Origin of the sequence: Amycolatopsis sp. NPDC051061 (genome assembly GCF_040682935.1) — a bacterium.
Classification (GTDB): domain Bacteria; phylum Actinomycetota; class Actinomycetes; order Mycobacteriales; family Pseudonocardiaceae; genus Amycolatopsis.
This window is the reverse complement of sequence record NZ_JBFBBZ010000001.1, coordinates 259,437-277,414: the sequence shown is the minus strand read 5'-3', so window position 1 is coordinate 277,414 and position 17,978 is coordinate 259,437. Positions and strand designations below refer to the sequence as shown.

22 protein-coding genes and 1 tRNA gene are annotated in these 17,978 nt (G+C 71.4%); 13 read left to right on the top strand and 10 right to left on the bottom strand.

Annotated features, from left to right (window positions below):
• Positions 1–185 precede the first annotated feature (185 nt).
• Both AB0N03_RS01430 and AB0N03_RS01425 read left to right on the top strand, forming a co-directional pair.
• Positions 186–1,604: an LCP family protein gene (locus AB0N03_RS01430; RefSeq protein ID WP_364364244.1), complete on the top strand. Its 1,419-nt coding sequence runs from the start codon at positions 186–188 to the stop codon at positions 1,602–1,604.
• 251 nt (positions 1,605–1,855) lie between these two features.
• Positions 1,856–2,326 carry a helix-turn-helix domain-containing protein gene (locus AB0N03_RS01425; protein ID WP_364363555.1) on the top strand — a complete coding sequence of 157 codons (471 nt, stop codon included), beginning with the start codon at positions 1,856–1,858 and terminating at the stop codon, positions 2,324–2,326.
• Positions 2,327–2,404: 78 nt separating this feature from the next.
• Here the strand turns inward: AB0N03_RS01425 and AB0N03_RS01420 are convergent, their stop codons facing one another.
• Positions 2,405–3,862 (bottom strand): NAD(P)/FAD-dependent oxidoreductase, encoded by a 1,458-nt coding sequence (locus AB0N03_RS01420; RefSeq protein WP_364363552.1) that lies wholly within the window; start codon positions 3,860–3,862, stop codon positions 2,405–2,407.
• A 72-nt stretch (positions 3,863–3,934) separates the two neighbouring features.
• Here AB0N03_RS01420 and AB0N03_RS01415 point away from each other — a divergent pair, with 72 nt between their 5' ends.
• Both AB0N03_RS01415 and AB0N03_RS01410 read left to right on the top strand, forming a co-directional pair.
• Positions 3,935–4,534, top strand: coding sequence for a TetR/AcrR family transcriptional regulator (locus tag AB0N03_RS01415; RefSeq protein ID WP_364363549.1), 600 nt, complete (start codon positions 3,935–3,937; stop codon positions 4,532–4,534).
• A 223-nt stretch (positions 4,535–4,757) separates the two neighbouring features.
• On the top strand, positions 4,758–5,198 hold the full coding sequence (locus tag AB0N03_RS01410; protein WP_364364241.1) for a hypothetical protein: 441 nt from the start codon (positions 4,758–4,760) through the stop codon (positions 5,196–5,198).
• 3 nt (positions 5,199–5,201) lie between these two features.
• Here AB0N03_RS01410 and AB0N03_RS01405 read toward each other — a convergent pair whose 3' ends face one another.
• A complete protein-coding gene (locus AB0N03_RS01405; RefSeq protein ID WP_364363546.1) occupies positions 5,202–5,423 on the bottom strand; it encodes a DUF3618 domain-containing protein in 222 nt (73 codons plus the stop codon).
• A gap of 98 nt (positions 5,424–5,521) precedes the next feature.
• Here AB0N03_RS01405 and AB0N03_RS01400 point away from each other — a divergent pair.
• Positions 5,522–5,595, top strand: a tRNA-Leu gene (locus AB0N03_RS01400).
• Between the two features lie 132 nt (positions 5,596–5,727).
• On the opposite strand, the gene AB0N03_RS01395 is transcribed toward AB0N03_RS01400, so the two are convergent.
• Positions 5,728–6,579: an NAD(P)H-binding protein gene (locus AB0N03_RS01395; RefSeq protein WP_364363543.1), complete on the bottom strand. Its 852-nt coding sequence runs from the start codon at positions 6,577–6,579 to the stop codon at positions 5,728–5,730.
• 84 nt (positions 6,580–6,663) lie between these two features.
• Between AB0N03_RS01395 and AB0N03_RS01390 the strand changes: the two genes are divergently transcribed.
• A complete protein-coding gene (locus tag AB0N03_RS01390; protein WP_364363540.1) occupies positions 6,664–7,590 on the top strand; it encodes an AraC family transcriptional regulator in 927 nt (308 codons plus the stop codon).
• Here AB0N03_RS01390 and AB0N03_RS01385 read toward each other — a convergent pair.
• Complete coding sequence (locus tag AB0N03_RS01385) at positions 7,583–8,530, bottom strand: saccharopine dehydrogenase NADP-binding domain-containing protein (RefSeq protein ID WP_364363537.1); 948 nt, start codon at positions 8,528–8,530, stop codon at positions 7,583–7,585. The genes AB0N03_RS01390 and AB0N03_RS01385 overlap by 8 nt on opposite strands.
• A 70-nt stretch (positions 8,531–8,600) precedes the next feature.
• Between AB0N03_RS01385 and AB0N03_RS01380 the strand changes: the two genes are divergently transcribed.
• Positions 8,601–9,521: a helix-turn-helix domain-containing protein gene (locus tag AB0N03_RS01380; protein ID WP_364363534.1), complete on the top strand. Its 921-nt coding sequence runs from the start codon at positions 8,601–8,603 to the stop codon at positions 9,519–9,521.
• Here AB0N03_RS01380 and AB0N03_RS01375 read toward each other — a convergent pair.
• Positions 9,515–10,600, bottom strand: coding sequence for an aldo/keto reductase (locus AB0N03_RS01375; protein WP_364363531.1), 1,086 nt, complete (start codon positions 10,598–10,600; stop codon positions 9,515–9,517). The two genes, AB0N03_RS01380 and AB0N03_RS01375, sit on opposite strands and share 7 nt — an antisense overlap.
• 140 nt (positions 10,601–10,740) lie before the next feature.
• On the opposite strand from AB0N03_RS01375, the gene AB0N03_RS01370 reads away from it, so the two are divergent.
• From AB0N03_RS01370 to AB0N03_RS01345, 6 genes are all read left to right on the top strand, one after another.
• Entirely contained in the window at positions 10,741–11,634 is an 894-nt protein-coding gene (locus AB0N03_RS01370) for an AraC family transcriptional regulator (RefSeq protein WP_364363528.1), read from the top strand.
• 49 nt (positions 11,635–11,683) lie between these two features.
• Positions 11,684–12,571, top strand: coding sequence for a hypothetical protein (locus AB0N03_RS01365; RefSeq protein ID WP_364363525.1), 888 nt, complete (start codon positions 11,684–11,686; stop codon positions 12,569–12,571).
• Between the two features lie 134 nt (positions 12,572–12,705).
• Positions 12,706–12,888, top strand: coding sequence for a hypothetical protein (locus tag AB0N03_RS01360; protein ID WP_364363522.1), 183 nt, complete (start codon positions 12,706–12,708; stop codon positions 12,886–12,888).
• Between the two features lie 190 nt (positions 12,889–13,078).
• A complete protein-coding gene (locus tag AB0N03_RS01355) occupies positions 13,079–13,618 on the top strand; it encodes a hypothetical protein (RefSeq protein ID WP_364363519.1) in 540 nt (179 codons plus the stop codon).
• Between the two features lie 16 nt (positions 13,619–13,634).
• Positions 13,635–14,108, top strand: coding sequence for a thioredoxin-dependent thiol peroxidase (bcp, locus tag AB0N03_RS01350; protein ID WP_364363516.1), 474 nt, complete (start codon positions 13,635–13,637; stop codon positions 14,106–14,108).
• Between the two features lie 68 nt (positions 14,109–14,176).
• Positions 14,177–14,326, top strand: coding sequence for a hypothetical protein (locus tag AB0N03_RS01345; protein WP_364363513.1), 150 nt, complete (start codon positions 14,177–14,179; stop codon positions 14,324–14,326).
• On the opposite strand, the gene rdgB is transcribed toward AB0N03_RS01345, so the two are convergent.
• The 5 genes from rdgB to AB0N03_RS01320 are packed head-to-tail and all read right to left on the bottom strand — an operon-like array spanning position 14,323 to position 17,977.
• A complete protein-coding gene (gene rdgB / locus AB0N03_RS01340) occupies positions 14,323–14,931 on the bottom strand; it encodes an RdgB/HAM1 family non-canonical purine NTP pyrophosphatase (RefSeq protein ID WP_364363510.1) in 609 nt (202 codons plus the stop codon). The genes AB0N03_RS01345 and rdgB overlap by 4 nt on opposite strands.
• Positions 14,928–15,704: a ribonuclease PH gene (rph, locus tag AB0N03_RS01335; RefSeq protein ID WP_364363507.1), complete on the bottom strand. Its 777-nt coding sequence runs from the start codon at positions 15,702–15,704 to the stop codon at positions 14,928–14,930. Before rph ends, rdgB begins: the two co-directional genes overlap by 4 nt.
• A gap of 22 nt (positions 15,705–15,726) precedes the next feature.
• The gene (locus tag AB0N03_RS01330) at positions 15,727–16,494 is read right to left on the bottom strand and encodes an MBL fold metallo-hydrolase (RefSeq protein ID WP_364363504.1); all 768 of its coding nucleotides are present in this window, start codon (positions 16,492–16,494) and stop codon (positions 15,727–15,729) included.
• 29 nt (positions 16,495–16,523) lie between these two features.
• Complete coding sequence (gene murI, locus AB0N03_RS01325) at positions 16,524–17,330, bottom strand: glutamate racemase (protein ID WP_364363501.1); 807 nt, start codon at positions 17,328–17,330, stop codon at positions 16,524–16,526.
• The gene (locus tag AB0N03_RS01320) at positions 17,327–17,977 is read right to left on the bottom strand and encodes a rhomboid family intramembrane serine protease (protein ID WP_364363499.1); all 651 of its coding nucleotides are present in this window, start codon (positions 17,975–17,977) and stop codon (positions 17,327–17,329) included. The genes murI and AB0N03_RS01320 overlap by 4 nt, the downstream gene beginning before the upstream one ends.
• Between the last annotated feature and the right edge of the window lies 1 nt (position 17,978).

Below are 17,978 nucleotides of genomic sequence, written 5' to 3'. Positions count from 1 at the left end.
GGCCCCGGCAGGACGAGCCAGGCCGGCGCACTCCACCGCCGCGCCGCCCGGCACCGCGCCGCGAGCCGGTGGACGCGCGCCGCGCCGCGCCGGCCCGCCGTCCCCAGCCGCGGCCGGCCCCGCGGGCCCGCCGCAACTCCTTCCGCGGCGCGAAGATCGCGCTGGCCGTCGTGTCGCTGCTGGTGATGGGCCTGACCGGGTACGCGTGGGCCGCCATGCAGGGCCTGGTCAACGGGCTGAACTACGCGAACGTGATCAGCGACGGCGGCGGGGGCGACAAGCCCGCCGACGGCGCCCGCGACATCCTGCTCGTCGGCCTCGACAGCCGGACCGACGCCCAAGGCAATCCGCTCTCGCGCGAGGTGCTCGACCAGCTGCGCGCCGGCGACGCCGACGGCGAGCTCAACACCGACTCGCTGATCTTCGTGCACATCCCGAACGACGGCAGCAAGGCCGTCGCGATGTCGCTGCCGCGCGACTCCTACGTCGACATCCCCGGCTACGGCAAGCACAAGATCAACTCCGCCTACGCCAGGGCGATGCTGCAGGCTCGCAAGGACCTGCAGAAGCAGGGCGTCACCGATCCGAAGGAGCTCGACGTCAAGGCCAACCAGGCCGGGGCGAAGGAGCTCATCGAGACCATCGAGAAGCTCACCGGGTCGACCATCGACAACTACGCCGCGGTCAACCTGCTGGGCTTCAGCGAGATCACCAAGGCCATCGGCGGCGTCGACGTCTGCCTGAACAACAACGTCAAGGACCAGTACTCCGGCGCGAACTTCACCAAGGGGCAGCACACGATCTCCGGCGTCGAGGCGCTCGAGTTCGTGCGGCAGCGCCACGGCCTGCCCAACGGCGACCTCGACCGGGTCGTCCGCCAGCAGGTGTTCATGGCCGGCATGGCCCGCAAGGTGCTCTCGGCGGGCACGCTGACCAACCCCGGCAAGCTGTCCGACCTGATCGACGCCATCAAGAAGTCGGTCGTGCTGAACCAGAACTGGGACATCTTCGGGTTCGCCCAGCAGATGAAGGGCCTGACCGGCGGCCAGCTCGAGTTCCGCACCATCCCGGTGAAGAACATCGAGTACAAGACCCCCGAAGACGGCACGGCCATCCAGGTCGACCCGGCCGAGGTGAAGCAGTTCGTCCAGAGCCTCGCCGGGCCGCAGCCGGGCCGGACGGCGCCGCCGGCGGAGCAGGCCGACCCCGCGAACAAGGCGACCACGGTCGACGTCCGCAACGCCTCCGGCAAGACCGGCCAGGCCGCGACCGTCGCGAAGACCCTCGAAGCCAAGGGTTTCACCTCCGGCGACACGGCGAACGCGACCGCGCGCAAGACGACGGTCATCTGGGTCCCCAAGGGCGGCAAGGACACGGGCCAGGCCGTCGCGGACGCGCTCGGCGGCTCGCCCACGGTCCAGGAGGACAAGAGCGTCCGGACGGGACACGTGATGGTGTTCCTCGGCTCGGACTACGAGGGCGCAAACGCGGGCGCGAGCGCCGGTTCCGGCGCGGCCGCGGGCCCGACGTCGCAGGCCGCCGCGCCGCCGCCCGCCGACGAGGACAAGCCGATCACGGCCGAAGGCGTCCCCTGCGTCAACTGAGGGTGGCTCGATCCCGACCGTCCATCAGGGACACTGAGACCGTTTTCGGGGCCTGCAAAGTGCAATTTGCACTCACGACCACCTGCCGTTAACCCGATCGGCCTAACTCACGCAATCGGTATCAAAGACATGCCCGGATTCGCGTAAGGGCCGGGCTCCTGCGCACTTACATAAAGGTGAGGGTGCACCTGCACGGGAAAGTTGTCACTTCCGTACCGGTGCCGCGGGAGAGCACGGCAGGGGACATTGATGTGCTGATCGACGCCGAGGACTATCAGCGGATACTCGGAGACGAGCTCCGCAAGCTCAGGCGCAGCCGAGGGTGGACGCGCAAGGAGCTGAACCAGCACCTGCAGAGCGAGATTTCGCTGCAGACGCTGGCCACCTACGAACTGGGCACCAGACAGTGTTCGGTGGTGCGCCTGGTCGAGCTGTGCGTCGCGATGGACGAGCTTCCCCAGGACCTGCTGGCCAAGGTGCACCGCCGGGTGTTCGTCGACGAGCCCGGCCGCGTCCGCGTCGACCTGCGCAAGGTCGTCGCCGACGCCTCCGCGGACCTGCTGCCGTTGCGCCGCTGGGCCGAGGACCGGCTGCGCCAGGCCGGTGAGCACGGGGCCGCCGAGGTCGCGCTCGACCTGCCGGCGCTCGAGCGCATGGCCGAGCTGTGCGAGCTGCCGACCGTGGACCTGATCGGCCGCCTCCGCCGCTACGTCTCCCGCTGATCCCGTTCCCCAAAGCCGTGAAGGCCTCCTTGCCGGCTCTAAAGGCCGGTAAGGAGGCCTTCACGGCCCATCGGCACTTCAGCCGACCAGGAAGTCGTCGCGCCGCACCTTCCGCGTGTCCAGCCAGTACCGCCAGGTGAAGCCCGGCCAGATCGTCCGGTTGACGCCCTTAGCGTCCAGGTACCAGCTCTTGCAGCCCCCACGCGTCCAAATACCCTTCGCCAGCTTGCGCTGGATGTCGGTGTTGAACCGCTCCTGCACCTCGGGCTTCGGCTCGATGGACTTCCCACGGGCCAGCCGCAGCGCCTCGGCGACGTAGGAGATCTGGGCCTCGATCATGAACACGACGGAGTTGTGCCCGAGCCCGGTGTTCGGGCCGAGCAGGAAGAACAGGTTCGGGAAGCCGGCGACGGTGATCCCGAGGTGCGTCCGCATCCCCTCGGTCGCCCACTCCTTGCCCAGGTTGCGCCCGTCGCGCCCGACGATCTCCAGGTCGTCGAAGGCGTCGGTGACGTGGAAGCCGGTGCCGTAGACGATGACGTCGGCCTCGTGCTCGACACCCGCGGCGTCCACGACGCTGTGCTCCCGGACCTCCCGCACGCCGTCGGTGACGACGTCGACGTTGTCCCGGGCCAGCGCCGGGTAGTAGTCGTTGGAGATGAGCACGCGCTTGCAGCCCATCGTGTAGTCCGGGGTGACCTTGCGCCGCAACGCCGGGTCGGTGATCGCGCGGTCGATGTTGCGCTTGGCCAGGCGCTGCCCGAGCTTCATCACCCACGACTGGCCGTTGAAGCCGATCGCGCGCGCTTCGAGCAGCCAGTACAGGACGTTCCGGTAGGCGCGCTGGGCCGGCGGGAACGCCTTGAACAGCGCGCGCGTGCGGCCGGACATCTCGTGGTCGGCCTTCGGCATGATCCACGGCGGCGTGCGCTGGAACAGCGTCAGCTCCCCCGCCTCGGGCGCGATCTTCGGCACGAACTGGACCGCGCTGGCGCCGGTGCCGATGACGGCGACCTTCTTGCCGGCGAGGTCGACGTCGTGGCGCCACCGGGCGGAGTGGAACGCCGGGCCGGCGAAGTTCTCGATCCCGGGCAGCTCCGGGATCTGCGGCAGGTGCAGCGCCCCGACCCCCGCGACCAACGCTCCCGCCACGAACTCGTCGCCGCCCCCCGTGGCGACGTGCCAGCGGTTCGTGTCGGCGTCCCACCGGGCGCCGGTCATCTCCTGGCCGAAGCGGATGAACTTCCGCAGGTCGTGCTTGTCGGCGACCTCCCGCATGTACCGCCAGATCTCCGGCTGCGGCGAGTACGCGCGTGACCAGCCGGGGTTCTGCTCGAAGGAGAACGAGTACATGTGCGACGGGATGTCGCAGGCGCACCCGGGGTAGCTGTTGTCCCGCCACGTGCCGCCGACGTCGTGCGCCTTCTCGAGGATGACGAAGTCGTCGCGCCCCTCCTTGCGCAGCTGGATCGCCATGCCGAGACCGGAGAACCCCGTCCCGACGATGACGACCCCGGTCTCCGTGCGGTTGCCCATCGCGCCTCCCGGTTGCCTGTGCTCCGCGATCTACCTTACTCAGAGTAGGTTACTACCGGTAGAGTGTCGCCCGTGACCACCGCGAAGCGCAAGCGCATGCCCCGGGCCGAGCGGATGCGGCAGATGGTCGAGGTCGCCGAGCAGGTGTTTTCGGCGCGCGGCTACGCGGCGGCGTCCATGGACGAGATCGCCGAACTGGTGGGCGTCTCCAAGCCGATGCTCTACGAGTACTTCAACTCGAAGGAAGGCCTGCTGCTGGCCTGCATCCGCGAGTCGCGGTCGGTCCTGCGCGAGGTCACCGAGCAGGCGACGGTCGGCGCGGCCACCGCCGAAGACGCTCTGCGCCGCGGCCTGCTGGCCTTCTTCGTCTTCATCCGGGAGCGGCGCGAGGCGTGGTCGCTGCTGCGGCACGAGATGGCGCTGATCGGCACGCCGGCCGCCGACGAGGTCGAGGAGACCCGGCGCCAGCAGACCGACCTGATCGCCGCGCTGATGAGCGGCTACTTCGACAGCGGCGACGAGCTGCGGGCCGAAGCGGCCGCGGAATTCGTGGTCGGCGCGTGCGAGCGGCTCGCGATCTGGTGCGAGCGACACGATGAGGTGAGCCCCGAAATGGCCACCGAATACGCCATGGACGTGCTGTGGAGCGGCCTGCGGAGCCGTGCACGGTAACCTGCGCGTGCATTAGGCCATTCGGTCGTTACTCAGTGCTGTCGTGTCGTGTGACACAGAGTTGCTCTACGGTACTGAAGACACGGTAGAAAGTGTGCTGGACCTTCACGGCCGAGAGGGGGCGCGGCAGCGCGGTTCCAAGCAGTGTCGTTGGAAAAGCAGCGTCATGGAATTGCGGCGACCGCGTCACGGTTGTGCAGGCATGGAGAGGGGCGTGAGGCAGATGGTGGAAGCGATCACGGCGACGTACGTCCAGGAGGACGCCGACTGGGCGATCACGGTCAGCGGCCGCGGCAAGGAGCTGACCGCCCGCGCACCCGGCATCATCGCCGCGCGCGACCGGGCCGACCAGCTGGTCGAAGAACTCGGCGGCGACGGCAAGAACACCGTCGTGCACCTGCTCAACGGCAGCGCACTGGACTTCACCCAGACATACATGACCGCCCGGCTGACGCTCCCGAAGCTGCCGCCGCTCGAGGTCCCGCCGCCCGGCAGCGTGCCGAAGCAGCAGATCACCGAGAAGGAACCGGCCGCTGCCGCTCCCGAGAAGAAGCCGCAGCTGCCACCGAGCAAGCAGCTCCCGAAGGCGGTCGAGGAGAGCAAGCCGGCGGCCCAGCCCGAGCCTGCCGCCGCCGAGAAGACGGCGGAGCAGGCCCGCGCCTGAGCGCTACTTGAGCAGCTTGCGCACCAGCAGGACGAGCACGAGGATCCCCCCGCCGATCAGCGGGTACTTGATCTTCGGGTTGTCCAGCTTGGCGCGCACCCCGCGCTGCGCCGCGTCCGCGAGCTTCTTGGGGTCGGCCTTGACGGTCAGCTGGTCGAGCGTCGCGGCCAGGGCCGTCCTGGCCTGCTCGATCTCACGCTCGATCGTCTCGGGATCGCGGGCCACGTGTCCTCCTCGCCGCAGGGACTTCCGGGCCCCAACTTAGTCGACCGCCCCACCGCGGCCGCACGGGCCACGCCGCACGCTACGCTTCCGAGTGGCTGGGGCCCGTAGCCCAATTGGCAGAGGCACACGGTTTAGGTCCGTGCCAGTGAGAGTTCGAGTCTCTCCGGGCCCACGATCCGCTCGCTCATGAGTCCCTGCTCGGCGCTTCGCGCCTTCGCCGGGCTCCCTCGCTTCGTCGTATCTCCTGGGGGTGCAACCCCCAGACCCCGCCCGGCGGGCTCCGCCCCCGGACCCCCGGCCGTGGTCACCTTGGGTTCTGTGGCTGCCAGGTTTCCTCGGCGTAGGCCGCCAGGGTGCGGGGTGGCTTTTTCGTCAGCCGTTCGAAGTCGTCCGTGACCGGGCTGAACACTCCTGCCCGCACCAGCTTGAACAGGTGCAGCATGTGGTCCACCCACTCCTTCGGGCGGCCGGACTTCTCGAAGTGCGTGCGGTGCTCGGCCGGCGTCGCGTCCACGTGGCGGATCGGGCGGCCTGACACCTTGGCCAGCACCTCCGCCACTTCACCGAACGTCAGCGACTCCGGTCCCGTGATCGAGTAGCCGCGGCCGTCGTGGCCCTCCTCCGTCAGGACCTTCACCGCCGCGTCGGCGAGGTCGCGGGTGTCGGTGAACCCCGCCCGGCTCTCGCCGCTGCCCGCGTACAGCTCGCCCCGTTCGCGTAGCGCCCTCGCGAAGACCCACTCGTCCTCGTCGAAGTTCTGCAGGAACCAGCTCGGCCGCAGGATGGTCCAGCGCTTGCCCGAGTTCTGCACCGCCAGCTCGACCGCCCGCCGCGGCGCGTGGTCCGGTGTCCGGTCGACGCCCACCGCCGACATCAGCACCACCCGCCGCACCGCCGGGGCCGCGCTCAGGAAGCGCGCGATGATCACGGCCGCGCCGTCGTCGCTGTCGAGTCCTTTGAGGAACACCGCCTCGGCGTCGCCGACCGCCGGTACCCACGTCGATTCGTCGTACCAGTCGAACCGCACCGGCGTCACCGAGCCGTCCGCCTCGCCGGGGTGGCGGCTCGCCGCCCGCACCGGCACCCCCGCCGCCGTCAACGCCTCCACCACGCGCCGTCCGGCCTTGCCTGTCGCACCTTCGATCCACACTGTCATCTCTTCAAGCTAGGCACGTCGGACGAGACGGTGAATGGCTGAAAAGCGCGTTGTGTTGTCCCAGCGTCTCGCTAGGGTGAGCCGATGGACGTGCTCGCGGATGTGCTGGCGGCCTTGCGCGCCGGGACGCCGGTCGCGGCCCACACCGAGGCGCACGCGCCGTGGGGCCTGCGCTTCGACCACACCACCGGCGCCGCCTTCCACGTCGTGCTGGCGGGCACGTCCTGGCTGACCCCGCTGCCCGGCGGTCCGGAGTTCGAGCCGGTCGAACTCGGCCCCGGTGACGTCGCCCTGCTCGGCCGCGGCGTCCCGCACGCCATGACGTCCACGCCCGGCACGGCCCTCGTCGACTTCCGGCCCACGCGCCCTTCGCCGGCGACGCCCTTCGGACGCGTGTCGCTCCCCGGCTCCGGCGCCCCCGCGACGATCCTCTGCGGCGCGTACCGGCTGCGGCGGCACCGGCCGCACCCGCTCCTGCGCGACCTGCCCGAGGTCATGCACCTGCCCGCCGCGCCGGGACGCCACCCGGGGCTGCACACGATGGTCCGGCTCCTCGGCGACGAGCTCAAGGCGCACCCGCCCGGGGCCGCCGTGGTGGCGCCTTCGCTGGTCGACGCCCTGCTCGTGTACATGCTCCGCGCGTGGCTGAGCGAGACGGCCGGGGCGCCCGGCTGGTCGGGCGCGCTCGCCGACCCCGTGACGGCCCGGGCGCTGGCCGCGATCCACGGCGATCCGGCCCGGGCGTGGACCGTCGAGCGGCTCGGCGCCGCGGCCGGGCTGTCCCGCGCCGCGTTCGCCCGCCGGTTCACCACCTTGGTCGGCGAGCCGCCGCTGACCTACCTCACCCGCTGGCGGATGACGACGGCGGCGCAACTGCTCCGCGACACCGACAAGCCCCTCGCGCAGGTGGCTTCGGCCGTCGGGTACGGGTCGGCGTTCGCCTTCGCCAAAGCCTTCCGGCGCGAGTACGCGACGACCCCGGGCGGCTACCGAGGGGCCGCGCTCACCTGAGTTCGACCGAGATGTGCGGGGCCAGCGCGCGCAGGAAGTCCGCCGCGTCGAAGATCTCCCCCGCCGACGCGACGCCCTTCGCCGTCGTCCGTCCACTCAGGATCCGCTCCACCGCTTCGACGGCGAGCGGCGCGCTGACCGCGTAGATGTCCTGCCCGCGCGCGACGGCCCGGCGCTCTTCGCCGCCGGAGCGCACCACGACGTCGACCACGAAGCTCTCGGCCGAGTCGCGCTCGCCGCCCGCGAACAGGTCCTTCGCCGCGTTGACCGTCATGTAGCTGGTCACGCTGGGCACGCGGAGGTGACGCGGGATCGTGACGACGTCGGCCATCGAGAACTCCCCGAAGACGGGCTGCGGGCCCAGCGGCGCCGGGAACGTCCACTCGAGCGTCGGCAAGGCGTCGTCGCGGTGCTCGAGCCAGCCGTCCGCGAACCGGACGCGCCGGCCGTCGCGGCGGTCGCGGGACACCTGCCCGGCGGCGAGGGTCCCCGCCGTCGGGCGCCAGCCGCTGAGGGCGTAGGCGACGTGGATCTCGTCGGCCGCCGTCCAGTCGCCCATGGCCGCCGTGGCCAGCAGGTCGCCCAGGCCGCCGAAGAAGGCCATCGCGGGCACCACGACGGTGTCGATGTCGAGCGCGAAGGTGTCGAGGTTCGCCTCGATCTCGGCCGCGACGTCCACGTACGGGACGCCGGCGCGCGCCGCGGCCTCGATCACCGGGACGGCCGTCGCGGCGAAGGGGCCCGCGCAGTTGATCACGGCCGCGACGCCGTCGAGCGCACGATCGAGCGACGCCGGGTCGTCGACCGAAGCCGGCCGTCCTCCCGGCAGCTTGGCCGCGTCGCGGCCGGACAGGATGGGCTCGAAGCCGCGCCTGCGCAGCTCAGCGACGACGAAGCGCCCTGTGTGCCCGTAGGCGCCGTACACCAGTACCGAAGTCATGGGGCAATCCTCGCGGTGGTTCGACGTCGGCGACAGTGTCCGGAACGACGTGATGCGTACACTTTCGGACATGCACACCGTCGCGCTGGCCGCCACCGACGGGATGCTGTCGTTCGAGCTGACGATCGCGTCCGAGGTGTTCGGCGACGACCCTCGGTACGACTTCGCGGTGTGCGGCTCAGGCCCGGTCCGGGTCGGCCGGTTCCTGCTGGAACCCGACGACGGCCTCGACCGGCTCGCGCGCGCCGGGACGGTGCTCGTGCCGGGCTGGGCCGACGTCGACGCGGACCCGTCGGCGGACCTGGTCGAGGCGGTGCGGGCGGCGCACGCGGCGGGCGCGCGCGTGGCGTCCCTCTGCACGGGCGCGTTCGTGCTGGCCGCGGCCGGCCTGCTGGACGGCTTGCGCGCGACGACGCACTGGGCGCACACCGGCGTCCTCGCCGCCCGGTTCCCGCGGGTGACGGTGGACCCGGACGTGCTGTACGTGGACAACGGCAGGGTCCTGACGTCGGCGGGCAAGGCGGCGGCGATGGACCTGTGCCTGCACCTGGTCCGCGCCGACCACGGCCCGGCGGCGGCCAACGCGGTCGCCCGCCGCCTGGTGGTGCCCCCGCACCGAGCGGGCGGCCAGGCCCAGTACGTGACCACCCCGGTCCCCGCCCGCGACGACCACCCCCTGTCCGCGCTCCTCCCGTGGATCACGGCCCGGCTCGACCAGCCGCTGACGGTGGCGGACCTGGCCCGCCAGGCGAAGGTCAGCGCCCGCCACCTGACCCGCCACTTCCACGCGGCGACGGGCACGACGCCGCTGCAGTGGCTGCTGGTCCAGCGCATCCGCCGGGCGCAGGAGCTGCTGGAGCGAACGGACTCGGGGGTCGACGCGATCGCGGCGGCGGTCGGGATGGGCACGGCGACGACGTTGCGGAGGCATTTCAACCGGACGGTCGGGGTGCCCCCGGACACTTATCGGCGCACGTTCCGCGGTCAGTAGCGCACGTCAGTCTGCAGCAGCGGCGGGTACACAGTGGACGGTTCGCCGTCGACCGTCGTCCCCGCGAACTGCAGCATCGCGCGCTGGGCGCCGTGCATCGGAGCCGGGTAATCCAGCGTCGGCGCCGAAACCTCGTCCAGGCGCGCCAGCTGATCAGGAGAAAGCGTCACTTCGAGACCCTCGATATTGCCCGTCAGGTGCTCCAGCCGCCGGGCGCCGACGATCGGGACCACCGTCCCGGGCCGGGCGCGCAGCCACGCCAGGGCAACCGCCGCCGACGTCGTCTCCAGCGCCGAAGCGATCGCGGCCACCTCGTCGATGACGACGTACTCCTCGTCCGTAGGACCACCGACGTACGCCGCCCGGGCCGAATCGACGGCGCCGTCGGCCCCGCGCCGGTACTTGCCCGACAGGAAGCCGTTCTTCAGCGGGCTCCACGGCGTCAGCGCGATGCCCTGGTCGAGCGCGAACGGCGAGAGCTCCCCCTCCACCGTCCGCGCCAGCAGCGAGTACTCCACCTGCAGCGCGATCAACGGCGTCCAGCCCCGCAGCAGCGCCGTCGTCTGCGCCTGCGCCGTGACCCACGCCGGGGTGTTCGAGAAGCCGACGTAGCGGATCTTGCCCGCGCGCACGAGGTCGTCGAGGGTCCGCAGGGTCTCCTCGATCGGCGTGTGGCGGTCCCAGTTGTGCAGCCAGTACAGATCGAGGTGGTCGGTCCGCAGCCGCCGCAGCGACTCGTCGAGCTGGGCGATGATCGACGCGCGCCCCGCGCCGCCGCCGTTCGGGTCGCCCGGGTGCATGTTGCCGAAGAACTTCGACGCGAGCACCACGTGCGAACGCAGGCCCGGCCGCGCCGCGAAGAAGTCGCCGAGGATCTTCTCCGAGTGGCCGTTCGTGTAAAAGTTGGCCGTGTCGACGAAGTTCCCGCCGAGGTCGAGGTAAGTCGCGAGAATCTTCTCGGACTCCTCGACGCTGCACCCGGCGCCGCCGGGGTCCTCGCCGAAGGTCATCGCGCCGAGCGCGAACGGGCTGACGCGCAGCCCGGACCGGCCGAGGGTGACGTAGTGGTCGAGTGGCATGGAACTCTCCTCAGGTGTCGGATCGGCCACCACAGGAAACCGCACAAAGCCAGCTCGCCGGTAGATCGTTCGTCGCCGGCTCTTGCACGATCCTCGCGAGTTCGATTGCCGGCGGCAAACCGGCGTGCTTCCCTTGGAGGGTGCTGACCGAGCTCCGCGACCTCGTCGCCACCCACGCGCGCGCCGACCTGCGCACGCCGATCCCGGGCCTGCGACTGTCCGAAGTGGACACCAGCGAGCCGCACCACTCGCTGGCCGAGCCACTCCTGGTCGTCATGGCCCAGGGCGGCAAGCGCCTGCTGCTCGGCGAGCAGGTGCACGACTACCACGCCGGGCAGTACCTGCTGGTCAGCACCGACCTGCCGGTGACCGGCCACTTCGTCGGCGCGACACCGGAGACGCCGGCACTGGGACTCGGGCTGGCGCTGCGGCCCGCGGCCATCGCCCCGCTGCTGCTCGAAGCCCCGCCCGGCCGGTTCTCGCGCACCCCACCGGCGTCGCCGATCGCGACCGGGGACGCGAGCCCCGAGCTGCTCGACGCCGCCGTCCGGCTGCTGCGGCTGCTCGACCACCCCGCCGACGCGCCCGTGCTCGCCCCGCTGATCGAGCGGGAGATCCTCTGGCGGCTGCTGACCGGCCCGCACGGCGGCCTGCTCCGGCAGATCGGCCTGGCCGACAGCGGTCTGGCCCACGTCGGCCGGGCGATCCAGTGGATCCGCGTGAACCACGCCGAGCCGATGCGGGTCGACGAACTCGCGAAGCTGAGCGGGATGAGCGCGTCCGCGTTCCACCGGCACTTCCGCGCGGTCACCGCCATGAGCCCGCTGCAGTTCCAGAAGCGCATCCGCCTGCAGGAAGCCCGCTCGCTGCTTCTTGCCGACGCGGGCGACATCGCGGGCGTCGGGCACCTCGTCGGCTACGACAGCCCGTCGCAGTTCAACCGCGAGTACCGCCGCCTGTTCGGCGCCCCGCCCGGCCAGGACGCGGCGCGGCTGCGCGCGGCCGCCGCCCCGGCCGGGCCACAGCTGCCGTGAGGTCCGATCCGTTCAAGACCCGCGGCCACGGCGGTGCGACGCTGACCGCATGGCTGTGAACCTTTCCGCGGCGGCGTCGTTCATGGCGACGCACGCCCGGCTCCTCGACCGACGCCGTTTCGAGCTGCTCAGCGGCGAAATCAACGCCGATGCCGTGCTGGCGGCCGTCGACGGCTATCGCAACCCCGACGGGGGCTACGGCTGGGGCCTCGAGCCCGACCTGCGGGCGCCGGAGAGCCAGCCCGGCGGCGCTCTCCACGCCTTCGAGGTGTTCGAAGAGATCGGGCCGGACACCACCCCGCACGCGGCCCGGCTCTGCGACTGGCTGGCTTCGGTCTCCACGCCGGACGGCGGCCTGCCGTTCGCGCTGCCCGTGGCGGACCCGGCGGGCTGCGCGCCCTTCTGGGTCCAGGCCGATCCGGCGGTGGCCACGCTGCAGAGCACGGCGTTCGCCGCCGGCGTCGCCCTGCGCGTCGCCCGCCACGACCAAGCGGTGCGCGAACACCGGTGGCTCGCCGCGGCGACCGAGTACTGCTTCCGCGAAATCCGGGCCCTGAGCGAGGCGCCGCACGCGATCGCGCTGTCGTTCGCGGTGGGCTTCGTGGACGCGGCCCACGACTTCCACGCCGAGGCGGGCCCGCTGCTGGACCGGCTGGCGCCGTTCGTCTCGCCGGACGGCCTGGTCCCGGTGGCCGGCGGTTCGGAGGGGGAAACCCTGCGCGCACTGGACTTCGCGCCGCTGCCGGACCGCCCGGCCCGCGCGCTGTTCAAGGACGCCGTGATCGACGGAGAGCTGCAGCGGCTCGCCGGCGAGCAGCACGGCGACGGCGGCTGGCGGGTCGACTTCGCGAGTTATTCGCCTGCGGCGGAGCTCGAGTGGAGTGGTTATGCGACCGTCCGCGCGGTGTCGATCCTGCAGCGCAACGGCGTCCTCTGAAGATCTACACGAGCAACGCCGGAGTTCACCCGCCCGTGGCACGTCGTGTCACGGGCGGTGAGCGGTCACGCCACTTCCGGTGAGCACGGCCGGACCCGTACTGTGACGGGGAAGCCGGTGCCCGGAGGTGAAGCATGTCGTCGCGCAACCCGTTGAGCTGGTTCGCCCGCTGGGCCGACTGGTTCGAGGAACGCGGGGTCTACGTGCCCGGCGAGGAGAGCCGCGCGGTCGATCCGGTCCGCGATTTCGGCTGGTTGATGGCCTCCTGGGTGGTCGGCGTGGCGATCTTCATCCTGCTGTTCGCGCTCGCGGTTTAAGTGGCATGTCGGCGGTGATTGTCACCACCCGTGCCACTCCGGTCACGGATTGGCCACGGCGCGGCACCAGGTGCGCGACAACCCCCCGTGGTTGCTCGTAACCACGCGCGATCACGGCCAGAGTGGAGCGGGTTCGCCGGCACGCACCGATGCCGAACGGCACCCCGAACCGCCGACTGGAGTACCCGCGATGGCGCTCGCGCGCACGTGCAAGATCATGTTCACCACAGGACTGCTTTCCCTGGCGGTGGCGTGCGGGGTCCCTTCGGCACAGGACGGCACGGCGGCCCTCGGCGCGGGCGGCGGCCAGGCCGGGGCCAGCGCGGCGCAGGCGGGCAACGACCTCAAGTTCGGCGCCGACCACCGGTTCGCCAGCGGCGTCACCATCTCGGTCGGCTCGCCGGAGTCGTTCAAGCCGAGCGCGTCGGCGTACCCGCGCAGCCCGCGCGGCGCCGCCTTCGACGTCGAACTGACCAATGACGGCGGGACGACGTACAAGCTCTCGGGCCTCACCGTCGCCGCCACCTCGGCGGGCACCCCGGTCAAGCAGGTCGTGGACACGACCCAGGGGTTCACCGGCATCGCCGACGCGGGCAAGGACGTGCTGCCGGGCCGCACGGTGCACGTCACCCTGGCCTTCGCGGTACCGCAGGAAGCGACGCAGCTGCGGCTGCAGATCCGGCCCAGCGCGACCGAGACCGCCGCGGTCACTTACTGCGGTCCCGCCTGACGTTAGGCTCGGTCTCATGACCGAGCGACTTTCCCCCGGCGACGAAGCCCCGGACTTCACCCTGCCCGACAGCGAGGGCAAGGACGTCTCCCTGCGCGACTTCCGCGGCAAGTCCGTCGTCGTGTACTTCTACCCGGCGGCGAGCACCCCGGGCTGCACGAAGCAGGCCTGCGACTTCCGCGACAACCTCGCCGAGCTGAACGACGCCGGTTACCAGGTCATCGGCATCTCGCCGGACAAGCAGGCGAAGCTCGCGAAGTTCGTCGAGACGGAGAAGCTGACGTTCCCGATGCTGGGCGACCCCGACAAGGGCGTCATCGAGGCGTGGGGCGCGTACGGCGAGAAGAAGAACTACGGCAAGACGTACCTGGGTGTCATCCGCTCGACGTTCGTCGTCGACGCCGACGGCAAGATCGCCCACGCCTTCTACAACGTCCGCGCGACCGGGCACGTGGCGAAGCTGATCCGCGACCTCGGCGTGGCTTCCTGACCGTCAGCAATCCACAGTGGACAGCTGCCGCACGTGCGGCAGCCGCAGTTGCGGATGTCGAGCTTGCTTTGGCCCGGTACGAGGAGGCGATGTTCCCGCGCAGCAAGGAGATCGCCGTCCAGGGCGCCGAGTTCACGGAGCTCATCGCCGGCAGCGACGACACGAACACCGTCCAGCGCCTGATCGACGCCTTCACGGAGTTCACCGAGCAGGACTAGCCCTCCGCCAGCTCCCGCAGCGCCGGCAGAAGGGCGCGCAAAGCCCGCCCCCGGTGGGAAACCGCGTCCTTCTCCGCCGGCTCCATCTCCGCCGATGTCCGCGACTCCCCGTCCGGCTGGAAGATCGGGTCGTACCCGAACCCGTTCGTCCCCCGCCGCGAGCGCACCATCGATCCGCGCCACTCGCCGCGGACCACCGTCTCCTCGCCGGACAGCAGCACCAAAGCCGCCGCGCACACGAACTGCGCCCCACGACGCTCGTCCGGCACGTCACCGAGCTGCCCCAGCACCAGGTTCAGGTTCGCCTCGTCATCACCGTGGCCACCCGACCAGCGCGCCGACAACACGCCCGGCATCCCGTTCAACGCGTCGATCGCGATGCCCGAGTCGTCGGCGATGGCCGGCAAACCGCACGCCGCCACCGCGTCGCGGGCCTTCGCCACCGCGTTGCCCTCGAAATCGGGCGCGGTCTCCGGTGCCTCCGGGAACGCGGGTACGTCTGCGAGCCCGAGCACCTCGATCCCCGAAATGCCTTCGGCAGCAAGGATTCGCTCGAGCTCGCCGAGCTTCTTCGCGTTGCGCGTGGCCAGAAGCAGCTTCGTCACTTCGAGCCCTTCTTCTTGTCCGGACGCGGTTCCGGCAGCTCGCCCGGGTACGGCAGCGCCAGCGCCTCGTTCTGCAGCCGGGTCAGCTCTTCGCAGCCGGCCTGGGCCAGGTCCAGCATCTTGTCCAAAGTGGACCGGGCGAAGGTCGCGCCCTCGCCGGTGCCCTGGACCTCGATCAGCGTGCCCGCGTCCGTCGCCACCACGTTCATGTCGACCTCGGCGCGCGAGTCCTCTTCGTACGGCAGGTCGAGCCGCACGCGGCCGTCGACCACGCCGACGCTCACCGCGGCCACCGACGACGACAGCGGCTGCGGGTCGTTGAGCCGGTTCGCCGCGCTCAGCCACGTGATCGCGTCGGCCAGCGCCACATAACCGCCGGTCACCGCGGCCGTGCGGGTGCCGCCGTCGGCCTGGATGACGTCGCAGTCGATGACGATCGTGTTCTCGCCCAGCGCCGCCAGGTCGATGCAGGCGCGCAGCGAACGGCCGATCAGCCGCGAGATCTCGTGCGTGCGCCCGCCGATCCGGCCCTTCACCGATTCGCGGTCACCTCGCGTGTTGGTCGCGGACGGCAGCATCGCGTACTCGGCGGTCACCCACCCGAGCCCGGATCCGGCCCGCCAGCGCGGCACGCCTTCGGTGACGCTCGCGGCACACAGCACCCGCGTGTTGCCGAATTCGATCAGCACCGACCCCGCCGGCCACTGCTGGAACCCCCGGGTGATCTTGATTTCCCGGAGCTGGTCGTCGGTCCTGCCGTCTTTTCGAGCCACGGGAGCACTCTAGGACCGACCGTCAGACGTCGTAGACGGCACCCTGCTTGACGACCTCGGCCCCCGGGAACTCCGCCGAGGCCTCCGCCAGAACCGCGCCGGCGTCCGTCCACGGCGCGATGTGCGTCAGCAGCAGCCGTCCGACAGCGGCGTCGCGCGCCAGCTCACCGGCCTGCTTCCCGGACAGGTGCACCCCGGCCGGGCGTTCGGCCGAATCCGTCCAGGACGCCTCGGCGAGCAGCAGGTCGACGCCGTCGGCGAGCTCGTTCAGCGCCGCGCACGGCCCGGTGTCGCCGGTGAACGCGAGGATCCGGCCGCCGTAGGAGATGCGCAGGCCGTACGCCGGGGTCGGGTGGTCGACCTCGACCGCGACGACCTCGAACGGGCCGATCCGGAACGGCTCGGCCCGCAGCGGGTGGAAGGCGTAGACGTCGGTGAGGTCGGTGATGGCCCGCTCGGCCTCGTTGGGCGCGTACGCGTTCGCCAGCCGGACGGGCGCTTCCGGCGGCGCGTACAGCGGCAGCAGGCGCGGACGCGCCGGGTACGGCGGCGCCGGGTGGTAGCGCCGCAGGACGGTGAGCGCGCTGACGTCGGCGCAGTGATCGGGGTGCAGGTGCGTGAGCACCAGGGCGTCCAGGTCGAACGGGTCGGCCACGGCCTGCAGCTGCGCCAGCGTGCCGTTGCCGAGCTCGAGGCCGAGCAGGAACCCTTCGGCCTCGACCAGGTACCCGGACGCGGCGGTGTTCGGCCCGGGGATGCTGCCGGAGCACCCGAGGATGGTCAGTCGCACGTCGCCACCCTAAGCGCCGGAAGGGCTGATCACGCGGTGGTGGGAGCGAGGACACCCGGGGCGAACCCCATGAACCGCTGGGCGAGCCGGGTGAACGGCTCGGCCGAGCCGGTGGCGAGGAACTCGTGCCGCGGCGGCGTCTCCCGGGTCGTCAGGAGATCCCGCTCGGTGAGCACGCGGACGACGTCCTTGGCCGTCTCGTCCGCACTCGAAACCAGGGTGACCTCCTGGCCCATCACGATCTGCAGCACACCCTGCAGGAGCGGGTAGTGCGTGCAGCCGAGCACGAGCGCGTCGACCTCGGCGTCGAGCAACGGCTGGAGGTAGCCCTGCGCGAGCCCGAGCACCTGGCGGCCGGAGGTGATGCCGCGCTCGACGAAGTCGACGAACCGCGGGCAGGCGACGCTGGTGAGCGTGATGCCCGGCGCCGCGGTGAACGCGTCCTCGTAGGCGCGCGACCGCACGGTGCCCTCGGTGCCGATGACGCCGACCCGGCCGGTGTGCGTGGCCACGACGGCGCGGCGCACGGCCGGCATCACGACCTCGATCACCGGCACGTCGTAGCGCTCGCGGGCGTCGCGCAGGCAGGCCGCGGACGCCGTGTTGCAGGCGATGACCAGAGCCTTCACGCCGCTTTCGACGATCTCGTCGAGCGCCGCGAGCGCGTAGCTGCGGGCGGTGGCGATCGGGAGCGGGCCGTACGGGTTGTGCGCCGTGTCACCGACGTAGCGGAGCTGTTCGGCGGGCAGCTGCTCGAGGAGCGCCCTCGCGACCGTCAGCCCGCCGACGCCGGAATCGAACACGCCGATCGGGGCATCAGCGGGCGAAGAGGTCACCCTTCGAGGTTACCCGGCACCACGGGCTCGGTTTTGCGCGACTTGCCCGTGCGGCTGGTCAGCCACGCCGCGAGGACGCCCGCCAGCGCGCCGAAGACGTGTCCCTGCCAGGAAACACCCGGGTTGCCGGGCAGCAGGCCGGCGAGCATGCCGCTCCACACGCCGAGCAGGACGACGGCGACCAGGATCTGCCCGGCCGCGCGGTGGAAGATGCCGCGCACCAGCAGGTAGGCGAGCCAGCCGAAGGCCAGCCCGGACGCGCCGACGGTGACCGCGTTCGCCGGCCCGATCAGCCACACCCCGAGCCCGGACACCACCCAGATGATGGCCGTGACCAGGGCGAACCGGCCGATCCCGGCGGCCATGGCGAGGAAGGAGAACAGGAGCACCGGCACGGTGTTCGCGAACAGGTGCGACCAGCCGGCGTGCAGCAGCGGCGCGAACAGCACGCCGTCGAGACCGGACAGCGCCCGCGAATGGATGCCGCCCTGGTCCAGGTCGCCGGGCAGGATCACGTCCACCAGCTCGACCAGGTAGAGCAGCAGGGTGAACGAGAGCGCGACGAGCGCGGCCGCCTTCGGTTTCGGCGGCAGTACGCGCTTGGCGGCGTCGGTTTCCGGGTCCGGGTTCACGGGCAGTGTGCTCACC